Origin of the sequence: Methylophilus sp. 42, from assembly GCF_000384155.1 — a bacterium.
In the GTDB taxonomy this organism is placed as follows: domain Bacteria; phylum Pseudomonadota; class Gammaproteobacteria; order Burkholderiales; family Methylophilaceae; genus Methylophilus.
The window spans coordinates 2,563,471-2,577,705 of record NZ_KB913031.1 but is presented as its reverse complement, the minus strand read 5'-3'; the positions used below and the strand labels follow the sequence as shown (position 1 = coordinate 2,577,705).

Below are 14,235 nucleotides of genomic sequence, written 5' to 3'. Positions count from 1 at the left end.
TCTCTTGCCGTCAGGAGTTTATGCATGAAATTAGTCATTCTTGACCGTGACGGCGTGATTAACCGCGACAGCGCGACCTTTATCAAGAATCCCAACGAGTGGATTCCGATTCCTGGCAGCCTGGAAGCGATTGCGCGGCTCAACCAGCATGGTTATCGCGTAGCCGTGGCGACCAATCAATCCGGCATTGCGCGTGGCTATTTCGATATGGCCACGCTGAATGCCATTCACGACAAAATGCATAAAGCGCTGGCGCAGGTGGGCGGCCGCATTGATGCCGTGTTTTACTGCCCGCATGCCGCCGACGATCATTGCGATTGCCGCAAGCCCAATACCGGTATGCTGGAGGAGATCAGCCGCCGTTTTAATGTCGAGCTGACCAAGGTGCCTGGCGTGGGCGATGCGTTGCGTGATTTGCAGGCGTTTGCCAAAGCCGGTTGCCAGCCCTATCTGGTGCGCACGGGTAAAGGCGAAGAAACCTATAACCTGGCTGACGTCCCCGAAAGCACCATCGTCGTTGCCGATCTGGCCGCTGCTGTTCAAGACATTATTGCAGGTGACAAATAATGCAAAAAGCCGTGTTGTATGTGCGCGCCTTGCTGTTTTATGCGGGGTTGTTTGCACTGACGATTCCATTTTCATTACTGGCGATTTTGCTGATTCCGCTACCGGCAGTGACGCGTTCGCGTTGGGTCAGTGGCTGGGCGTATAGCGTGTTGTGGTGGCTCAAGGTGACCTGCAATTTGCATTATGCAGTGACCGGGCATGAGCATATTCCTGCCAGCGCGCATATTATTCTGGCTAAACATCAGTCCGCCTGGGAGACCATAGGCTTGCAGTGTATTTTTCCGCCGCAAATCTGGGTGATGAAAAAAGAGTTGCTGATGATCCCTTTTCTGGGCTGGGCATTCTGGGCGCTGGATGCGATCCCCATTGACCGCAGTGCTGGCCGCGAGGCATTGAAAAAACTGGTCAACAATGGCAAAGACCGTTTGCGGCAAGGGTTAAGCGTGGTGATTTTTCCGGAAGGTACGCGTACAGCACCTGGTCATCGTGGTAAATATCATATCGGTGGCGCCTGGCTGGCATCGCATAGCGAAACCACCGTGGTGCCGGTCGCACATAATGCCGGGCGCTTCTGGCGCAAAAACTCCATCCTTAAATATCCAGGTGTGATCCAGGTGGTCATTGGCCAACCCATTGATACCAAAGGCCTCAAGCCAGATGCGGTCAATAAACAGGTTGAAGACTGGATTGAAGCCGAGATGCTGAACCTGTGATTGAGCAACGCTTGCAATTGCCTAATGGGCAAAGCATCCAATACCTGCTCGACCTGCGCGCACGCAGAACCATCGGCCTTAAAATTACCGCCAATGGCCTAGTGGTACACGCCCCAAAACGTATTTCAGCCACGCAGCTGCAGCAAGTTCTATTAGAAAAATCCGGCTGGATACAGCAAAAACTGGCTTTGCGTGAAGCCAATCAGGTCGCGCCCATGCAATGGCAGGATGGCGAGCCGCTGTTGTTTATGGGACAGGATATTGTGTTGACGCTACAACATCATGCCACCAATAAAGCGGTGACACTGCAAGGCAATCAATTGCTGGTCAGATCGCCGCAGATCAACCAGCCAGCCTTTGTCGCACGCAAAGTATTGCAATGGTACGCGCAACAAGCGCTACCGGATTTTACGCGTAGGGTGGAACTTATCGCCGCGCAAATGGGCGAGAAAGTCAGCGCTGTCGGGCTTTCCAATGCCAGGTCGCGCTGGGGCAGTTGTAATAGCCGCAAGCAAATCCGCTTGAACTGGCGCTTGATTCAAGCGCCGCCCCATGTCATTCAATATGTCGTTTGCCACGAAATGGCACATTTGAAAGAAATGAACCATTCGGCCAGGTTTTATGCCGTACAGGCCAGCCTGTTCCCACGCTATGTGCAGGCCGAGAAGGATTTAAAAGCGCTGTCGCCAATATTGCATCGCATGGCCTGAGTGTATTGCCGTTTACCTGGCTTTTTTGATTTCGGCCACTAGCTGGTCGAGTACGATTCCCCAACCCTCCTGAAATCCCATGGCTTCGTGACGTTGTTTAGACGTGGCATCTGCATGCAAGGCGTATGCTGTATATAACGTCCCGCGAGCTGTAGGCGTCAATACAATGCTGGCCGTCATCATCAGTTCAGCACACTCATGTCCAGGCGTTTGCTCGGGAATTTTTACCGGCCTGAAGTCGGCTTCAAGGGCATTGGTCCAAGTCAGTTTCTGGTTGGGGATGACCTCCAGATAGCAGCCGCTGTTAGGGAAACTCTGCCCTTCCGGAGATTGCATCGTGGTGCGGAAGACTCCGCCTGGCCGCAGGTCGATTTCGCAGTCTACCGTTTTCCAGGGGCGTGGACAGAACCAGGTTTTAAGATGCTCAGGCGTTGTCCATGCCTGCCAGATTTCCGCTGGGGATACATCGACTTCTCTTTCCAAAGCCAGGTCGAGTGCCGGATTAAGCGTGATCGACATTTCATTTCTCCTCATGGGTAAATAGGCTGTCAAAGCTGGTCTATAAAAACAGACCTTTTTAAATGTTTAAAGTTTGGTGGGGGATGTGTTTGCCTGTCTGTTTGCTAGCCAGATACCGCAAAAGATGGTCAGCATGCCCAGCAGTTGATAGCCATGAAAGGGTTCTTTTAACAGCAGGCTGGAAAGCAGCGAGCCAAAAATCGGCATGGCATGAATAAAGACACTGGCACGTACCGAGCCCACCAGACTGACCGCCTTTGCATAGGCCAGAAAGGCAATCACCGACGGGAAAATACCGATATATAGCAGCGTCCATATTGTCTGCGCGTGCTCGATATGGGTAGTGGTGGTTTGGCTTTCCCAAGCATAGAGCGGTAGCAGCAATGCTAAAGCGATGAGCACCTGGCAGAGCATCAGTCCGCTGCGGTCTATCGTGGCAGGAATCTGTTTCAGCCACACAGTGAATAGTGCCCAGCAAATCATGGCTAAAAAGATAATTATGTCGCCGGGTGCAAAGGCCAGTGTGAGTAGTACCTGCAAATCGCCGTGAGAGACAACGGTGAGTACACCAGCGAGTGAGACCAGTAGCCCGAGTAATTGATTGCCCGGCAAATGTTGCCGATAAAGCAGAAAGCCAAAAATTGCCACCAGGAATGGAATAAATGAATTGAGGATAATGCCGTTGGTGGCGCTGGTCGTATGCAAGCCCCAATATACCAGCAAATTAAAGGTGGCAACGCCAGTAACAGCTGTGCCCAGCACATGCCAGCGATAAGCCAGGTAGTGGGCGCGATCGCGTAAAAAAGGCTTGAGTGCAAACGGTAGCAGGCAGAGTGTGGCAAGCCCCCAGCGAATCAGTGATAAAGCGACGGGCGGCACATCGGCGCTGACAGCGCGTCCAGCGATAAAGTTACCGGCCCAGAACAGCGGCGGTAGCAATAATAAAACTAATGTGCGCCAGTCTAATTTGGTGCTTGAGGGGTTTGCCATGCCTATGAGGAAATGATGGACAAGCGCAGATTGTAGTAGGCAATGCGGCTAGCAGCAAAGCATGTTTGGTGAAATAAAAAGGGGCCGAAGCCCCTTTTTTTGAAACTGGATGAATCAGGCAGCGCCCAATTGTACGGGTGTTAACTGAATCAGTTTTTTAACCAGGCCAGGATGCTGTTCTGCGTGCGCTTCTTTCAGGCAGGCCTTCGCGCAGCTGGCACATTTGCCGCATTCCGCTCCAACGCCTAATTGTTCTTTCAAATGCTTCACGGTTTTTGCACCATTTCTCACCGCCTGGTGAACTTGACGCTCAGTGACTGCATTACACACGCAAACGTACATATTGCCTCTCTAGGATTACTAATGATAATTATTATCATTTATTGAGAGTTTGTCAAGGTCAAATTGGTTCCTGACAGCCAAGAAAAAAGCCGCTTTCGCGGCTTAATTCAAAGGCTTAGCAACGCAGCGGGCGTTACTCGGATTCAATCTGTGATTGCAGATAGTTTGGTAAGGTCACGTCTGTGATCAGGCGTTGCTGGGTTTCCAGCCAGTCGACGGCTTCTTCGCAGGCTTCCAGCAACTCGGTCAGCAAGTCGCGCGTCACGTAGTCTTGCAGTTTTTCTGCTTCAGCAATGGCTTCTACCAGTTGCGGGTGTTGCACTTCTTTTTCGAAGCTGAGGTCGCCTTGCAGGCATTCCACCACGTCTTCACCAATCAGCAACTTGCCCAAATTTTGCAGGTTGGGCAGACCATCCAGAAACAAAATGCGCTCAATCACTTCATCAGCTTCTTTCATCACGCGGATGGATTGCTTGTATTGGTAATCGTTGAGTTTTTCAAGACCCCATTTTTTAAACATGCGTGCATGTAAAAAATACTGGTTAATTGAGGTCAGTTGATTTTTAAGCACCTTATTTAAGGTGACGATGATTTGTTTATCGCCTTTCATGCGAACTCCTTATCCTGCCGCCGGGCTGTTATTCATTTGGCTTTGGCAATAGTTTTCCATGCCGACCAGTTTGATCAGGCTCAGTTGTTTTTCCAGCCAGTAAGCATGATCCATTTCGGTGTCATCCAGCTGAACCAGCAGCATTTCGCGGCTGACGAAGTCTTGTGCCTGTTCACAAGCCTCAATGGCTTTTTTCAAATGTTTGACCACGGTATATTCCAGCGCCAGGTCAGACTCCAGCATGGACTTCACATCTTTGCCGATAGTGAGTGCATCACGTTTGGCCAGGTTGGGTTTGCCTTCGAGGAATAAAATGCGCTGAATCAGTGCACGGGCATGTTCGCGCTCATGCAGGGACTCATGCAAAATGCGCTCCGAGATCACGCTGAGCCCCATGTCAGCATACATTTCACCGTGAGTGAGGTATTGGTCGGTGGCGGATAATTCGCCCGCCAGCAAGTCATTCAAAATGTCTATAATTTTTTTATCGCCTTTCATTGTCGGCTCCTGTTTGCATTTTTGATGCAGCCATCATACAGGAAAGCAGAAATGATGCAATTAAAATATTAACGTAACTGTTTGATTTTAAATATTATTTTAAATAAAAATCTAAATGAAAATCGTTCTTGATGTGGTTGGCGGGAGAGATTCCTGACAGCATTCAAGACTTACAGCAACAACTGTAAATCATGCGCAATATTTTCCGGTTTTTCTCCGTAGCCAAGGTAAATGCGCGGCGCGCCGGTTTTATCAAAGACATACAGGCCTGCGCTGTGGTCCATGGTGTAGCCGGATTTGCCCGGCTCGCTGACTTTGGCGGCATACACTTTGTATTCACTTAGGTTGGCGGCGACTTCGGCTTCTGTGCCGCGCAAGCCGATAAATCGCGGGTCAAAGCCCGGCACAAACTGCGCCAGCACTTCCTGTGTGTCACGTGCCGGGTCGACTGTGACAAACAGCACCTGCACGTCGTTGGACTTTTCTCCCAGTAATTGCATGGTTTTTTTCAGGTCAGACATGGTGGTCGGACAGACGTCAGGACAATGCGTGTAACCAAAGAACAGCACTACCACCTTGCCTTTAAAGTCATTCATGCTGCGCAACGTGCCGGTATGGTCGGTCAGGGACAGCGGCTTGCCAAACTGGGTGCCGGTCAAATCGGTGCCGATAAAACTGGCAGAACCGCCTTGCTGGCAGGCGGTCAATAGTGTGGCCAGCAGTACGAAGGCCAGGTAAACCCACTTAAAACGCAGTTGCATGCAAAAAATCCTTGTAAATCATCATTGAAATGGATTCTAGCATAGGCGAAAAGGGCACAGATTAGTTTACAATACTGGTTTTTGATGACTGACGGATTAAGGGCGAGTTTAAATGGCAATACCGAGTTCGATGGCAGACCGTGACGGCGTTATCTGGTACGACGGCAAAATGGTCAACTGGCGTGATGCCACTACCCACGTGTTAACCCACACTTTGCACTATGGCATGGGCGTGTTTGAAGGCGTGCGCGCCTACAAAACTGACAAAGGCACCGCTATTTTCCGCCTGAAAGAGCATACCGACCGCTTGTTCCGCAGTGCGCATATCCTGGGTATGAAAATGCCGTTTGATAAAGAGACGATTTCTGAAGCGCAAAAAGCCGCTGTGCGTGAAAACAAGCTCGAATCTGCTTACCTGCGCCCGATGGCGTTCTACGGTGCAGAGGCCATGGGTATCTCCGCCAAAACCCTGTCCACGCACGTGATTGTCGGCGCCTGGAGCTGGGGTGCATACATGGGTGAAGAAGCCATCACCAAAGGTATCCGCGTGAAGACGTCTTCATTTGCACGTCACCACGTGAACATCACCATGTGTAAGGCCAAGGCCAACGGCAACTACATGAACAGCATCCTGGCCCACCAGGAAGCCGCACAAGATGGTTACCAGGAAGCATTGTTGCTGGACGTAGACGGTTTCGTCGCTGAAGGTTCCGGTGAAAACATTTTCATCATCCGTAACGGCAAGTTGTATACGCCAGACCTGACCTCAGCGCTGGAAGGCATCACCCGCGACACGATCATTCACCTGGCAAAAGTCGAGCTGGGCCTGGAAGTGATCGAAAAACGCATTACGCGTGACGAAGTCTACAGTGCTGACGAGGCCTTCTTCACCGGCACCGCTGCTGAAGTCACACCTATCCGTGAACTGGATAACCGTGCGATTGGCGAAGGCACTCGTGGCCCGATCACCGAAAAACTGCAAAGCCTGTATTTCGATGTGGTGAAAGGCAAAAATGCCAAGTACGCACATTGGCTGACATTGGTTTAATTTATCAGGTTTAATCAATTACGCGCCTGTTTGCTGGAGAGTTTGAATGTCTGATGTCAAAGAGTTTGAAGTAGACGGCAAAGACTTGCCATTGCATTGCCCAACCAAAGATACGCCTTTGTGGGATGCACATCCACGGGTATTTCTGGATGTGGCGAAAACGGGGCAAGTGTCTTGTCCGTATTGCGGGGCTAAATATAAGTTGAAGCCGGGGACGCAGGTGCATCACCATTAAGTAGAAAAACCCACGCATTGCGTGGGTTTTTTGTTTGTGGGTTTTGCACGTGAATTGGGCAAGTTTGAAAAAATGATTCTTTGGATGGTTGAATAGCCTGTGCTTGTTGGATTGATTGTGGTGTAGGGCAGCGTTTAGGCTTTATTTGGATGTGTTGTAAAAGTTGTGCTTTGGTGAGGCGTATTGTTTCGCCTTCTTGGCGAGTTTCTTTGCTGCTCAAAGTGAAGGTTGTTTGATGAACTATCTATTTCGCCTTTTCGGCGACCATTCTTTCTTATGCTTGTCCATAAGAAAGAAGGCAAAGAACAAGACACCCCAGCTTCCGCTTCTTCCTTGCGCTACTCGGTTTGCCGGGCGTCCATCGAAACTCGCCCTGACAAGCCACACACTTCGTGGCTTGTTGCGGAGCTCAGACAGCCGATGGTCGAAGACTCCCGTCAACCCTGCGTTGCTCGGCGCGGCAGATGGGGACCCCGAACACCAGGTGAGCGCAATGGTTGGTAGTTTTAATAAACGAATTTGGTTTTTGAACCGTCCAAACTTCGCCAATGTGAGTTTGGCGAGATAAATCCCATTCATCACGCTGAGTAGCGGAGACAAAATAAGAGTAGAGGGAGCGACTGTCCGAGTCCCGCGGTGGGCTGCGTAGTGTGCAGCCCGCTAGGATGAGTTTCGTGACCGCTTATTTTGTTGAGCAACGCAAGGGGGCCGTTAGGCCGTGATGGCTGGGTGCCCTCTTCTTTGGTTACTTTCTGAGGGGCAAGCATCAGAAAGTGACTCGCCTAGAGGCGAAATAAAATGTTTCAGAGATTTGCCAAGGCATCCAAACTCAGCAGAGTTACTTTCTACTACATTTCAAACTGAACTAGGCAGTTTGCCTCCACAGTTGTTGCATTACCCGCTGCGTTTCTTTCGTCCCACTCGTTAAAAACACATAATCGCCAGCTTCCGTTGCTGCATTAAGCATTTGCCTTTGCTCTAACACCTGTTGCAAACGCTTCGCCACTGCAGAGCCGGTATCGATCAAGGTGACATCCGGCCCAACAATCTCTTGAATATATTGACGTACAAACGGGTAGTGCGTGCAGCCCAGCACAATGGTATCCGCCCCTGCGGCCATGAGTGGTTGGCAGTATTGCTGCAGTAGCGCCAGCGTCTGTGGGGTGTTGAGCTGGCCTTGTTCTATGCATTCCACCAGGCCAACGCAGGCTTGTGTGACAACTTGCACGTTTTGGCCGTAATGTTCGAGCAGTGCGGCGAATTGTGCGCTTTGCAGAGTGCCGGTGGTGGCGAGTACGCCGATGATGCCGTTTTTGCTGGCGGCTGCCGCGGGTTTAACGGCGGGCTCCATGCCGATAATCGGCAGGGTGTAATGTTGGCGCATGCTACTAATGGCGGCGGCGGTGGCGGTGTTGCAGGCGACGACTAGGGCTTTGGCGCCGTGAGCAATCAGCGTGTCGGCAATAATGGTGCAGCGCTGTTGGATCTCGCTGGCTGATTTGTTGCCGTAAGGGGCGTGAGCGCTGTCAGCAAAGTAGATGAAATGCTCGTGTGGCAGTTGGCGGGTGAGGTGTTTTAGCACACTGAGGCCGCCGACCCCGGAATCCATCACCCCAATGGGGGCATTGACTGCAATCGCTGGGCACATCGAAATGGCACGGTATGATTTATAATGGGGGGATTATATCGGATTTTAGACAGGTGTCAGGCATGGCCAACCGGCTGAGCAAGATTTACACGCGTACTGGCGATAGCGGCACAACCGGGCTGGGCGATGGCTCGCGCGTGGCAAAATCTGATTTGCGCGTGGAGGCCATGGGCGATGTCGATGAGCTGAATGCCGTGCTCGGTATGTTGCTGGTAGAAGACCTGGCGGACGATGTGCGTGACAGCTTGCTGGCGATTCAGCATGATTTGTTCGACCTGGGTGGTGAATTATGTATGCCAGGGCATCACTTTATACAGGCGGGTCGGGTCACGTTTTTAGAACTGACGCTGGATGCCTGGAACGAAGCGCTTAGCCCGTTAAAAGAATTTATTTTGCCGGGTGGCAGCCGTGCAGCCGCGGTGTGTCATTTGGCACGTACGGTTTGTCGGCGTGCCGAGCGCGTGTTGCATGCACTGCATGCGCAATCGCCGGTCACCGCTGTGGCCTTGCAATACCTGAACCGATTGTCTGATTTACTGTTTGTCCTCTGTCGCACGCTTAACCGGCAGGCAGGTGTGCCGGACGTATTGTGGAATAACCAACATAAACTATAGCGTGGCCCTGGCCGGCGCTTGAAATGCAAAAAACGAATGATTAAACAATTACTGCAAAAAGTATTCCGTCGTCGTGCCAGCGCGAATACCCACACCCAACTTCCTGCGGCGCAAGTCATCCAGGTAGGCAAGCATAAGATCAACCAGAAGCATATTAGCCAGGCCGCACTGAAGACCTGCGACCAATTGCAGAAGGCCGGTTTCCAGGCCTATATCGTCGGTGGTGCCGTGCGCGACTTGCTGCTCAATCATCCGCCTAAAGACTTTGACGTGGCAACCAATGCGACGCCTGAGCAGGTGCATAAGGTGTTTCGACGCTCGCGCATTATCGGTCGTCGTTTCCGGCTGGTACATGTGTTATGGGGGCATGAGACGATAGAAGTCTCTACTTTCCGTGGTCATCACTTAAGCGATGGTGACGCTGAAACCAACGATAGCGGCCGCATCATCCGTGACAACGTGTTTGGTAGTATTGAGGAAGATTCTGTGCGCCGTGACTTCACCGCCAATGCCTTGTATTACGACCCCAAGCGTCAGGAAGTGCTGGATTTTCATCATGGTGTGGCTGATGTGCGCGCCAAAACCCTGCGCATGATTGGCGATCCTGTCACGCGCTATCAGGAAGACCCGGTACGCATGTTGCGCGCGGTGCGCTTGTCGGCCAAGTTGGGCTTGAAGCTGGAGCGTTCTACAGAAGCGCCAATACGCAAATTGGCTGATCTGCTGGAGGATGTGCCACCCAGCCGCTTATTTGACGAGATGTTAAAACTGTTCTTGTCCGGCCATGCCATCGAGAGCATTAACGCTTTACGTGCGCAGCAGTTGCACCACGGTTTGTTGCCTTTACTGGATGTGGTGCTCGAGCAGCCACTTGGCGAAAAATTTGTCATGCTGGCGCTTAAAAATACCGATGAGCGCATTTTGTCTGGCAAGTCCTCTAACCCTAGCTTTTTGTTCGCTACCTTGCTGTGGCACGAGGTGCTGCAAGCATGGCAAGAAAACCAGAAGCGCGGCGAGCATATGATTCCTGCCTTGCATGAGGCGATGAATGAAGTGATCGACAAGCAGGCCGAGAAAATGGCGATTCATAATCGCTATACTGCGACTATGAAAGAAATCTGGGTGATGCAGCCGCGCTTTGAGCAGCGCTCTGGCAAGCGCCCTTATGCCTTGTTAACTAACCCCAAATACCGCGCGGGGTATGACTTCTTGCTGTTACGCTGTGCTTCCGGAGAGTTACCACAGGAGTTGGGCGACTGGTGGACGCGCTTTGCCGATGCTGGTACCGATGAACGTACCGAGATGTTATTACCGGAAAGCGGCCCGAAAAAGCGCCGTCGCAAACCACGCAAGAAAAAGTCTGTGGGCGGAGACTTGGCTTAATGGCCATTGCGTTGATTGCGCTGGGCAGTAATTTGCAGCAGCCAGAAACACAGGTCAGCAAAGCGATTGCGGTGTTGGCCAGTACGCCAGGGTTGACCTTGATGTGTGCTTCCAGCCTGTATGCTACGGCACCGGTAGGCTATGATAACCAGCCTGACTTTATCAATGCGGTGGTGCAGGTGGCGACCGAGATGCCGGCGCCGCAGTTGATGCAGTTATTGCTGGATATTGAGCAGACGTTTGGCCGTGAGCGTCCATTCCTTAATGCGCCTCGCATTTTGGACCTCGACTTGCTGGATTATGACGGCATGCAACTGGATACCGAGTTATTGAAATTACCGCATCCGCGCATGCATGAACGTGGCTTTGTCATTTTGCCGCTGGCTGAAATTGTGCCCGACTTTATGCTGCCACAAGGAAAGACTGTTGTAGAATGGACAGCAAAACACAAGCACGATGACGTGCGCAAACTGAATCCGAATTGAATCCGCTGAACGAGCAATCACCATGTTTACCCGCTTTCCTTATGTCGTTATTGAAGGTCCGATAGGCAGTGGCAAAACCACATTGGCCCGGATGCTGGCCGATCAGTTTTCAGTCGAGCTACTGTCTGAAAAGGCTGAGGCCAATCCGTTTTTGACCCGTTTTTATCAGGATGCCCAGCGTTACGCTTTACCAACGCAGTTATTCTTCCTGTTTCAGCGTTCGCGCCAGATTGAAGATATGGCGCAGCGTGATATGTTTGGCCAGCCTACGGTGTCTGATTTCTTTCTCGAAAAAGACCCGCTGTTTGCACGCCTGAACCTGGATGATGAAGAGTATTCTCTGTATCACCAGATCTATCAGCACCTGCAACTCAAAGCACCCAAGCCAGATCTGGTGGTGTATCTGCAAACGCCGGTGGACGCCTTAATGGATCGCATTGAGGAGCGCAATATCAGCTACGAGCAAGATATGCCGCGTGAGTATATTGCCCGCCTGGCTGAGGCTTATAGTGAATTTTTTCACGGCTACGATGCCTCACCTTTGCTGATTGTGAATAACGAAAAGCTCAATATTATTAAAGACCCGGAAGCGTTTAACTTGCTGATCGAGCGTATTGGCCAGATTAAGAGCAGCCGCGAATACTTTAACCCCAACTTTTAATTCAACCTGGCGGTATGGGTCACTATCATCGGCCCGTGTTGGCAGGTTGATGGCGGAAACAGATGCTGAATACCCTTCTCACAAAAGCAGGTGCGGGCGAAAAAATTGCCATGCTCACTTGCTATGACGCCACCTTTGCCAAATTGCTGGCATTGGCTGGTGTGGATGTCTTGCTGGTGGGGGACTCCCTGGGCATGGTCGTGCAAGGCGCGACCAATACGCTGGAAGTGACCATGCAAGACATGATTTATCACACCCGCCTGGTGGCCAGAGGCGCACCCGCCACTGTGATCATGAGCGACATGCCAGCGGGCAGTTATGAGCATGATCAGGCGACAGCACTCACCAATGCACAGACACTGATCGCGGCAGGTGCGCATATCGTCAAGATCGAAGGTGGCGGCAACATGGTTGAGACCGCACGTTACCTGGTCGACAATGGCGTGCCAGTATGTGCGCATCTGGGCTTTACGCCGCAGTCAGTCGAAAAGCTGGGCGGCTATAAAATTCAGGGTAAGACTGAAGAAAGCGCGCAAATCATGCTGGATGATGCCCAAGCCATGGTGCGTGCCGGGGTGGATATGGTGCTATTCGAGATGGTGCCTGCGGCGGTGGCTGCGCATATCACACAGCACATTGGTGTGCCAACGATAGGCATAGGCGCAGGCGCAGGCTGTAGTGGCCAGGTGCTGGTGTTGCAGGATTTATTAGGGATATATACTGGTCCGGCAGATAAAGCCCCACAAGACTACAAAGCACCAAGGTTCGCGCAAAATTTCTTGCAGCAGGCGGGGAGTGTGCAGCAGGCGGTGGTGGATTATGTGCAGGCGGTGAAGGCGGGGAGCTTTCCTGAGGGTAGGCATAGTTACTAGCTTGGTGTGGATGGGCTAAGAAGGTCATTCTTAGGTTTGTGTTTTGGTTAGTGTTTTGTTTCGCCTTTTCGGCGAGTTACTTTTCTTTGCTTGCCCAAAGCGAAGACTATTCTATGATTGATCTATTTCGCCCTTTCGGCGACCGTTCTTTCTTATGCTTGTCCATAAGAAAGAAGGCAAAGAACAAGACACCCCAGCTTCCGCTTTTATCCTGCGCTACTCGGCTTACCGGGCGTCCATCGAAACTCGCCCTGACAAGCCACACAAGACGTGGCTTGTTGCGGAGCTCAAACAGCCGATGGCCGAAGACTCCCGTCAACCCTGCGTTGCTCGGCGCGGCAGATGGGGACCCCGAACACCCGCGAGCGCCACCGTTTAGCAGGTTTAACAAAAGAATCCGGTTTTTAAACCGTCCAAACTAAATCCATGCAAGTTAGATGAGATAAGTCCCATCCCATCACGCTGAGTAGCGGAAACAAAATAAGAGAAGAGGGAGCGACTGTTCGAATCCCGCAGCAGCTCACGTTTTGTGTGAGCTGCCAGGTTGAGTTTCGTGACCGACTTATTTTGTTGAGCAACGCAAGGGAGCCGTAGGCCGTGATGGCTGGGTGCCCTCCTCTTTGGTTACTTTCTGAGGGGCAAGCATCAGAAAGTGACTCGCCGACAAGGCGAAAGAAACCGTACATAACTCAGCCAACATTACAGCCAAATCATTCACATATCAAACAACAAAAAAGGCGTCACCCCTCAGCATATTCGCTGGAGATAACGCCTTTTTCAGATCACACCAGTTATTGTTTGCGCTGGCGACGGCTAGCAGCACCCATCAACAATAAACCAGCGCCTATCAGCGCGTAGGTTTCCGGTTCTGGTACCGTAGAAATGCTCACGGCGTCCAGGTCAAAACGCAGGTTACTGCCACTGAACCCTGCTGGCAGGCTGATGCCAAGCTGAACGCGACCTACCTCATCAAATACCGCATCAAATGATTGGCCTGAGAAGCTGGTGAATGCCGGGTTGGATGGGTCAATGACCAGGTCAATGCGCGTCCAGGTGTTAGGCTCTACCCAGGTGGAAACAATCGCGCTGGCGCCAGGGTTGTTGGACGGGGCGGCAATACGGGCATAGGCTTGCAGGGCGATATCGGCATCGTGGCGGAAGTACCAGCTAAATACCAGGTCGTCACGCCAGTCACCTTGGAAAGCGCCATCGCTACAAGCTGCGCTCTCGCAGCGGAATAACACGGCTACCGAGCCAAAGGCGCTGGCCGTCGGGCTGGCAGTTGTGCTGAGGTAGGCACCACCATCCGCGCCACCGTTGGCAACAATCTGGTTAGGGTTGCTGCCGGTCGTCCAGCCGGAAAGACCGTCTGTGAAGGTTTCGGTGTATGGGGTGGTTAACGCGGCTGCCTGCCCGGCAAAACTCATGGTGGCGATCAACGCCAGGCTGGTAAATAAATGACGATACATGTGTTGTCCTCTTCGTGAAAATTATAATTAGTAATCAACTTGATAATGAGATTGATTATTATTTATTTTAACATGCGGTTTAACGTTAGCTCAAGGGAGTACTATCTGCA

General features: G+C 51.7%; 18 protein-coding genes. 10 read left to right on the top strand and 8 right to left on the bottom strand.

Features of this window, described 5'->3' with window-relative positions; genetic code table 11:
• Positions 1-24 precede the first annotated feature (24 nt).
• Genes gmhB through MET42_RS0112295 form a run of 3 tightly spaced genes read left to right on the top strand, consistent with a single transcriptional unit; the run spans position 25 to position 1,990 of the window.
• Positions 25-567 (top strand): D-glycero-beta-D-manno-heptose 1,7-bisphosphate 7-phosphatase, encoded by a 543-nt coding sequence (gmhB, locus tag MET42_RS0112305; protein WP_019883341.1) that lies wholly within the window; start codon positions 25-27, stop codon positions 565-567.
• Positions 567-1,280 carry a 1-acyl-sn-glycerol-3-phosphate acyltransferase gene (locus MET42_RS0112300; protein ID WP_019883340.1) on the top strand — a complete coding sequence of 238 codons (714 nt, stop codon included), beginning with the start codon at positions 567-569 and terminating at the stop codon, positions 1,278-1,280. Before gmhB ends, MET42_RS0112300 begins: the two co-directional genes overlap by 1 nt.
• Positions 1,277-1,990 carry a M48 family metallopeptidase gene (locus MET42_RS0112295; RefSeq protein ID WP_019883339.1) on the top strand — a complete coding sequence of 238 codons (714 nt, stop codon included), beginning with the start codon at positions 1,277-1,279 and terminating at the stop codon, positions 1,988-1,990. Before MET42_RS0112300 ends, MET42_RS0112295 begins: the two co-directional genes overlap by 4 nt.
• Before the next feature lie 12 nt (positions 1,991-2,002).
• Here MET42_RS0112295 and MET42_RS0112290 read toward each other — a convergent pair whose 3' ends face one another.
• The 6 genes from MET42_RS0112290 to MET42_RS0112265 all read right to left on the bottom strand — a co-directional run bounded on the left by MET42_RS0112290 (position 2,003) and on the right by MET42_RS0112265 (position 5,710).
• Positions 2,003-2,509, bottom strand: coding sequence for an SRPBCC family protein (locus MET42_RS0112290; RefSeq protein WP_019883338.1), 507 nt, complete (start codon positions 2,507-2,509; stop codon positions 2,003-2,005).
• 66 nt (positions 2,510-2,575) lie between these two features.
• Positions 2,576-3,499: a DMT family transporter gene (locus MET42_RS0112285; protein WP_019883337.1), complete on the bottom strand. Its 924-nt coding sequence runs from the start codon at positions 3,497-3,499 to the stop codon at positions 2,576-2,578.
• A gap of 114 nt (positions 3,500-3,613) precedes the next feature.
• The gene (locus MET42_RS0112280; protein WP_019883336.1) at positions 3,614-3,841 is read right to left on the bottom strand and encodes a bacterioferritin-associated ferredoxin; all 228 of its coding nucleotides are present in this window, start codon (positions 3,839-3,841) and stop codon (positions 3,614-3,616) included.
• Positions 3,842-3,974: 133 nt separating this feature from the next.
• On the bottom strand, positions 3,975-4,451 hold the full coding sequence (gene bfr / locus MET42_RS0112275) for a bacterioferritin (protein WP_019883335.1): 477 nt from the start codon (positions 4,449-4,451) through the stop codon (positions 3,975-3,977).
• 9 nt (positions 4,452-4,460) lie between these two features.
• Entirely contained in the window at positions 4,461-4,949 is a 489-nt protein-coding gene (gene bfr, locus MET42_RS0112270; RefSeq protein WP_019883333.1) for a bacterioferritin, read from the bottom strand.
• A gap of 170 nt (positions 4,950-5,119) precedes the next feature.
• Complete coding sequence (locus tag MET42_RS0112265; RefSeq protein WP_019883332.1) at positions 5,120-5,710, bottom strand: SCO family protein; 591 nt, start codon at positions 5,708-5,710, stop codon at positions 5,120-5,122.
• Positions 5,711-5,840: 130 nt separating this feature from the next.
• Here MET42_RS0112265 and MET42_RS0112260 point away from each other — a divergent pair, with 130 nt between their 5' ends.
• On the top strand, positions 5,841-6,758 hold the full coding sequence (locus tag MET42_RS0112260) for a branched-chain amino acid transaminase (protein WP_019883331.1): 918 nt from the start codon (positions 5,841-5,843) through the stop codon (positions 6,756-6,758).
• Positions 6,759-6,804: 46 nt separating this feature from the next.
• A complete protein-coding gene (locus tag MET42_RS0112255; RefSeq protein ID WP_019883330.1) occupies positions 6,805-6,993 on the top strand; it encodes a zinc-finger domain-containing protein in 189 nt (62 codons plus the stop codon).
• An 865-nt stretch (positions 6,994-7,858) separates the two neighbouring features.
• Here MET42_RS0112255 and murI read toward each other — a convergent pair.
• Positions 7,859-8,641, bottom strand: a complete 783-nt coding sequence (murI, locus tag MET42_RS0112250; protein ID WP_019883329.1) for a glutamate racemase — start codon at positions 8,639-8,641, stop codon at positions 7,859-7,861.
• Between the two features lie 62 nt (positions 8,642-8,703).
• On the opposite strand from murI, the gene MET42_RS0112245 reads away from it, so the two are divergent.
• From MET42_RS0112245 to panB, 5 genes are all read left to right on the top strand, one after another.
• A complete protein-coding gene (locus MET42_RS0112245; RefSeq protein WP_024930678.1) occupies positions 8,704-9,255 on the top strand; it encodes a cob(I)yrinic acid a,c-diamide adenosyltransferase in 552 nt (183 codons plus the stop codon).
• 36 nt (positions 9,256-9,291) lie between these two features.
• A complete protein-coding gene (gene pcnB, locus MET42_RS0112240; RefSeq protein ID WP_019883327.1) occupies positions 9,292-10,638 on the top strand; it encodes a polynucleotide adenylyltransferase PcnB in 1,347 nt (448 codons plus the stop codon).
• On the top strand, positions 10,638-11,123 hold the full coding sequence (gene folK / locus MET42_RS0112235) for a 2-amino-4-hydroxy-6-hydroxymethyldihydropteridine diphosphokinase (RefSeq protein ID WP_019883326.1): 486 nt from the start codon (positions 10,638-10,640) through the stop codon (positions 11,121-11,123). The genes pcnB and folK overlap by 1 nt, the downstream gene beginning before the upstream one ends.
• Before the next feature lie 22 nt (positions 11,124-11,145).
• Positions 11,146-11,784, top strand: coding sequence for a deoxynucleoside kinase (locus tag MET42_RS0112230; RefSeq protein ID WP_019883325.1), 639 nt, complete (start codon positions 11,146-11,148; stop codon positions 11,782-11,784).
• A 62-nt stretch (positions 11,785-11,846) separates the two neighbouring features.
• Positions 11,847-12,656, top strand: a complete 810-nt coding sequence (panB, locus tag MET42_RS0112225) for a 3-methyl-2-oxobutanoate hydroxymethyltransferase (protein ID WP_019883323.1) — start codon at positions 11,847-11,849, stop codon at positions 12,654-12,656.
• Between the two features lie 791 nt (positions 12,657-13,447).
• Here the strand turns inward: panB and MET42_RS0112215 are convergent.
• The gene (locus tag MET42_RS0112215; RefSeq protein WP_019883321.1) at positions 13,448-14,125 is read right to left on the bottom strand and encodes a PEP-CTERM sorting domain-containing protein; all 678 of its coding nucleotides are present in this window, start codon (positions 14,123-14,125) and stop codon (positions 13,448-13,450) included.
• Positions 14,126-14,235: the final 110 nt, after the last annotated feature.

Excerpts from the sequence above, each read along its gene's own strand:
- panB (WP_019883323.1), top strand. The coding sequence starts at position 11,847 with ATGCTGAATACCCTTCTCACAAAAGCAGGTGCGGGCGAAAAAATTGCC.
- MET42_RS0112260 (WP_019883331.1), top strand. The coding sequence starts at position 5,841 with ATGGCAGACCGTGACGGCGTTATCTGGTACGACGGCAAAATGGTCAAC.
- gmhB (WP_019883341.1), top strand. The coding sequence starts at position 25 with ATGAAATTAGTCATTCTTGACCGTGACGGCGTGATTAACCGCGACAGC.
- bfr (WP_019883335.1), bottom strand. The coding sequence starts at position 4,451 with ATGAAAGGCGATAAACAAATCATCGTCACCTTAAATAAGGTGCTTAAA.
- MET42_RS0112285 (WP_019883337.1), bottom strand. The coding sequence starts at position 3,499 with ATGGCAAACCCCTCAAGCACCAAATTAGACTGGCGCACATTAGTTTTA.
- pcnB (WP_019883327.1), top strand. The coding sequence starts at position 9,292 with ATGATTAAACAATTACTGCAAAAAGTATTCCGTCGTCGTGCCAGCGCG.
- MET42_RS0112300 (WP_019883340.1), top strand. The coding sequence starts at position 567 with ATGCAAAAAGCCGTGTTGTATGTGCGCGCCTTGCTGTTTTATGCGGGG.
- MET42_RS0112245 (WP_024930678.1), top strand. The coding sequence starts at position 8,704 with ATGGCCAACCGGCTGAGCAAGATTTACACGCGTACTGGCGATAGCGGC.
- bfr (WP_019883333.1), bottom strand. The coding sequence starts at position 4,949 with ATGAAAGGCGATAAAAAAATTATAGACATTTTGAATGACTTGCTGGCG.
- MET42_RS0112265 (WP_019883332.1), bottom strand. The coding sequence starts at position 5,710 with ATGCAACTGCGTTTTAAGTGGGTTTACCTGGCCTTCGTACTGCTGGCC.
- murI (WP_019883329.1), bottom strand. The coding sequence starts at position 8,641 with ATGTGCCCAGCGATTGCAGTCAATGCCCCCATTGGGGTGATGGATTCC.
- folK (WP_019883326.1), top strand. The coding sequence starts at position 10,638 with ATGGCCATTGCGTTGATTGCGCTGGGCAGTAATTTGCAGCAGCCAGAA.
- MET42_RS0112230 (WP_019883325.1), top strand. The coding sequence starts at position 11,146 with ATGTTTACCCGCTTTCCTTATGTCGTTATTGAAGGTCCGATAGGCAGT.
- MET42_RS0112255 (WP_019883330.1), top strand. The coding sequence starts at position 6,805 with ATGTCTGATGTCAAAGAGTTTGAAGTAGACGGCAAAGACTTGCCATTG.
- MET42_RS0112290 (WP_019883338.1), bottom strand. The coding sequence starts at position 2,509 with ATGTCGATCACGCTTAATCCGGCACTCGACCTGGCTTTGGAAAGAGAA.
- MET42_RS0112280 (WP_019883336.1), bottom strand. The coding sequence starts at position 3,841 with ATGTACGTTTGCGTGTGTAATGCAGTCACTGAGCGTCAAGTTCACCAG.
- MET42_RS0112215 (WP_019883321.1), bottom strand. The coding sequence starts at position 14,125 with ATGTATCGTCATTTATTTACCAGCCTGGCGTTGATCGCCACCATGAGT.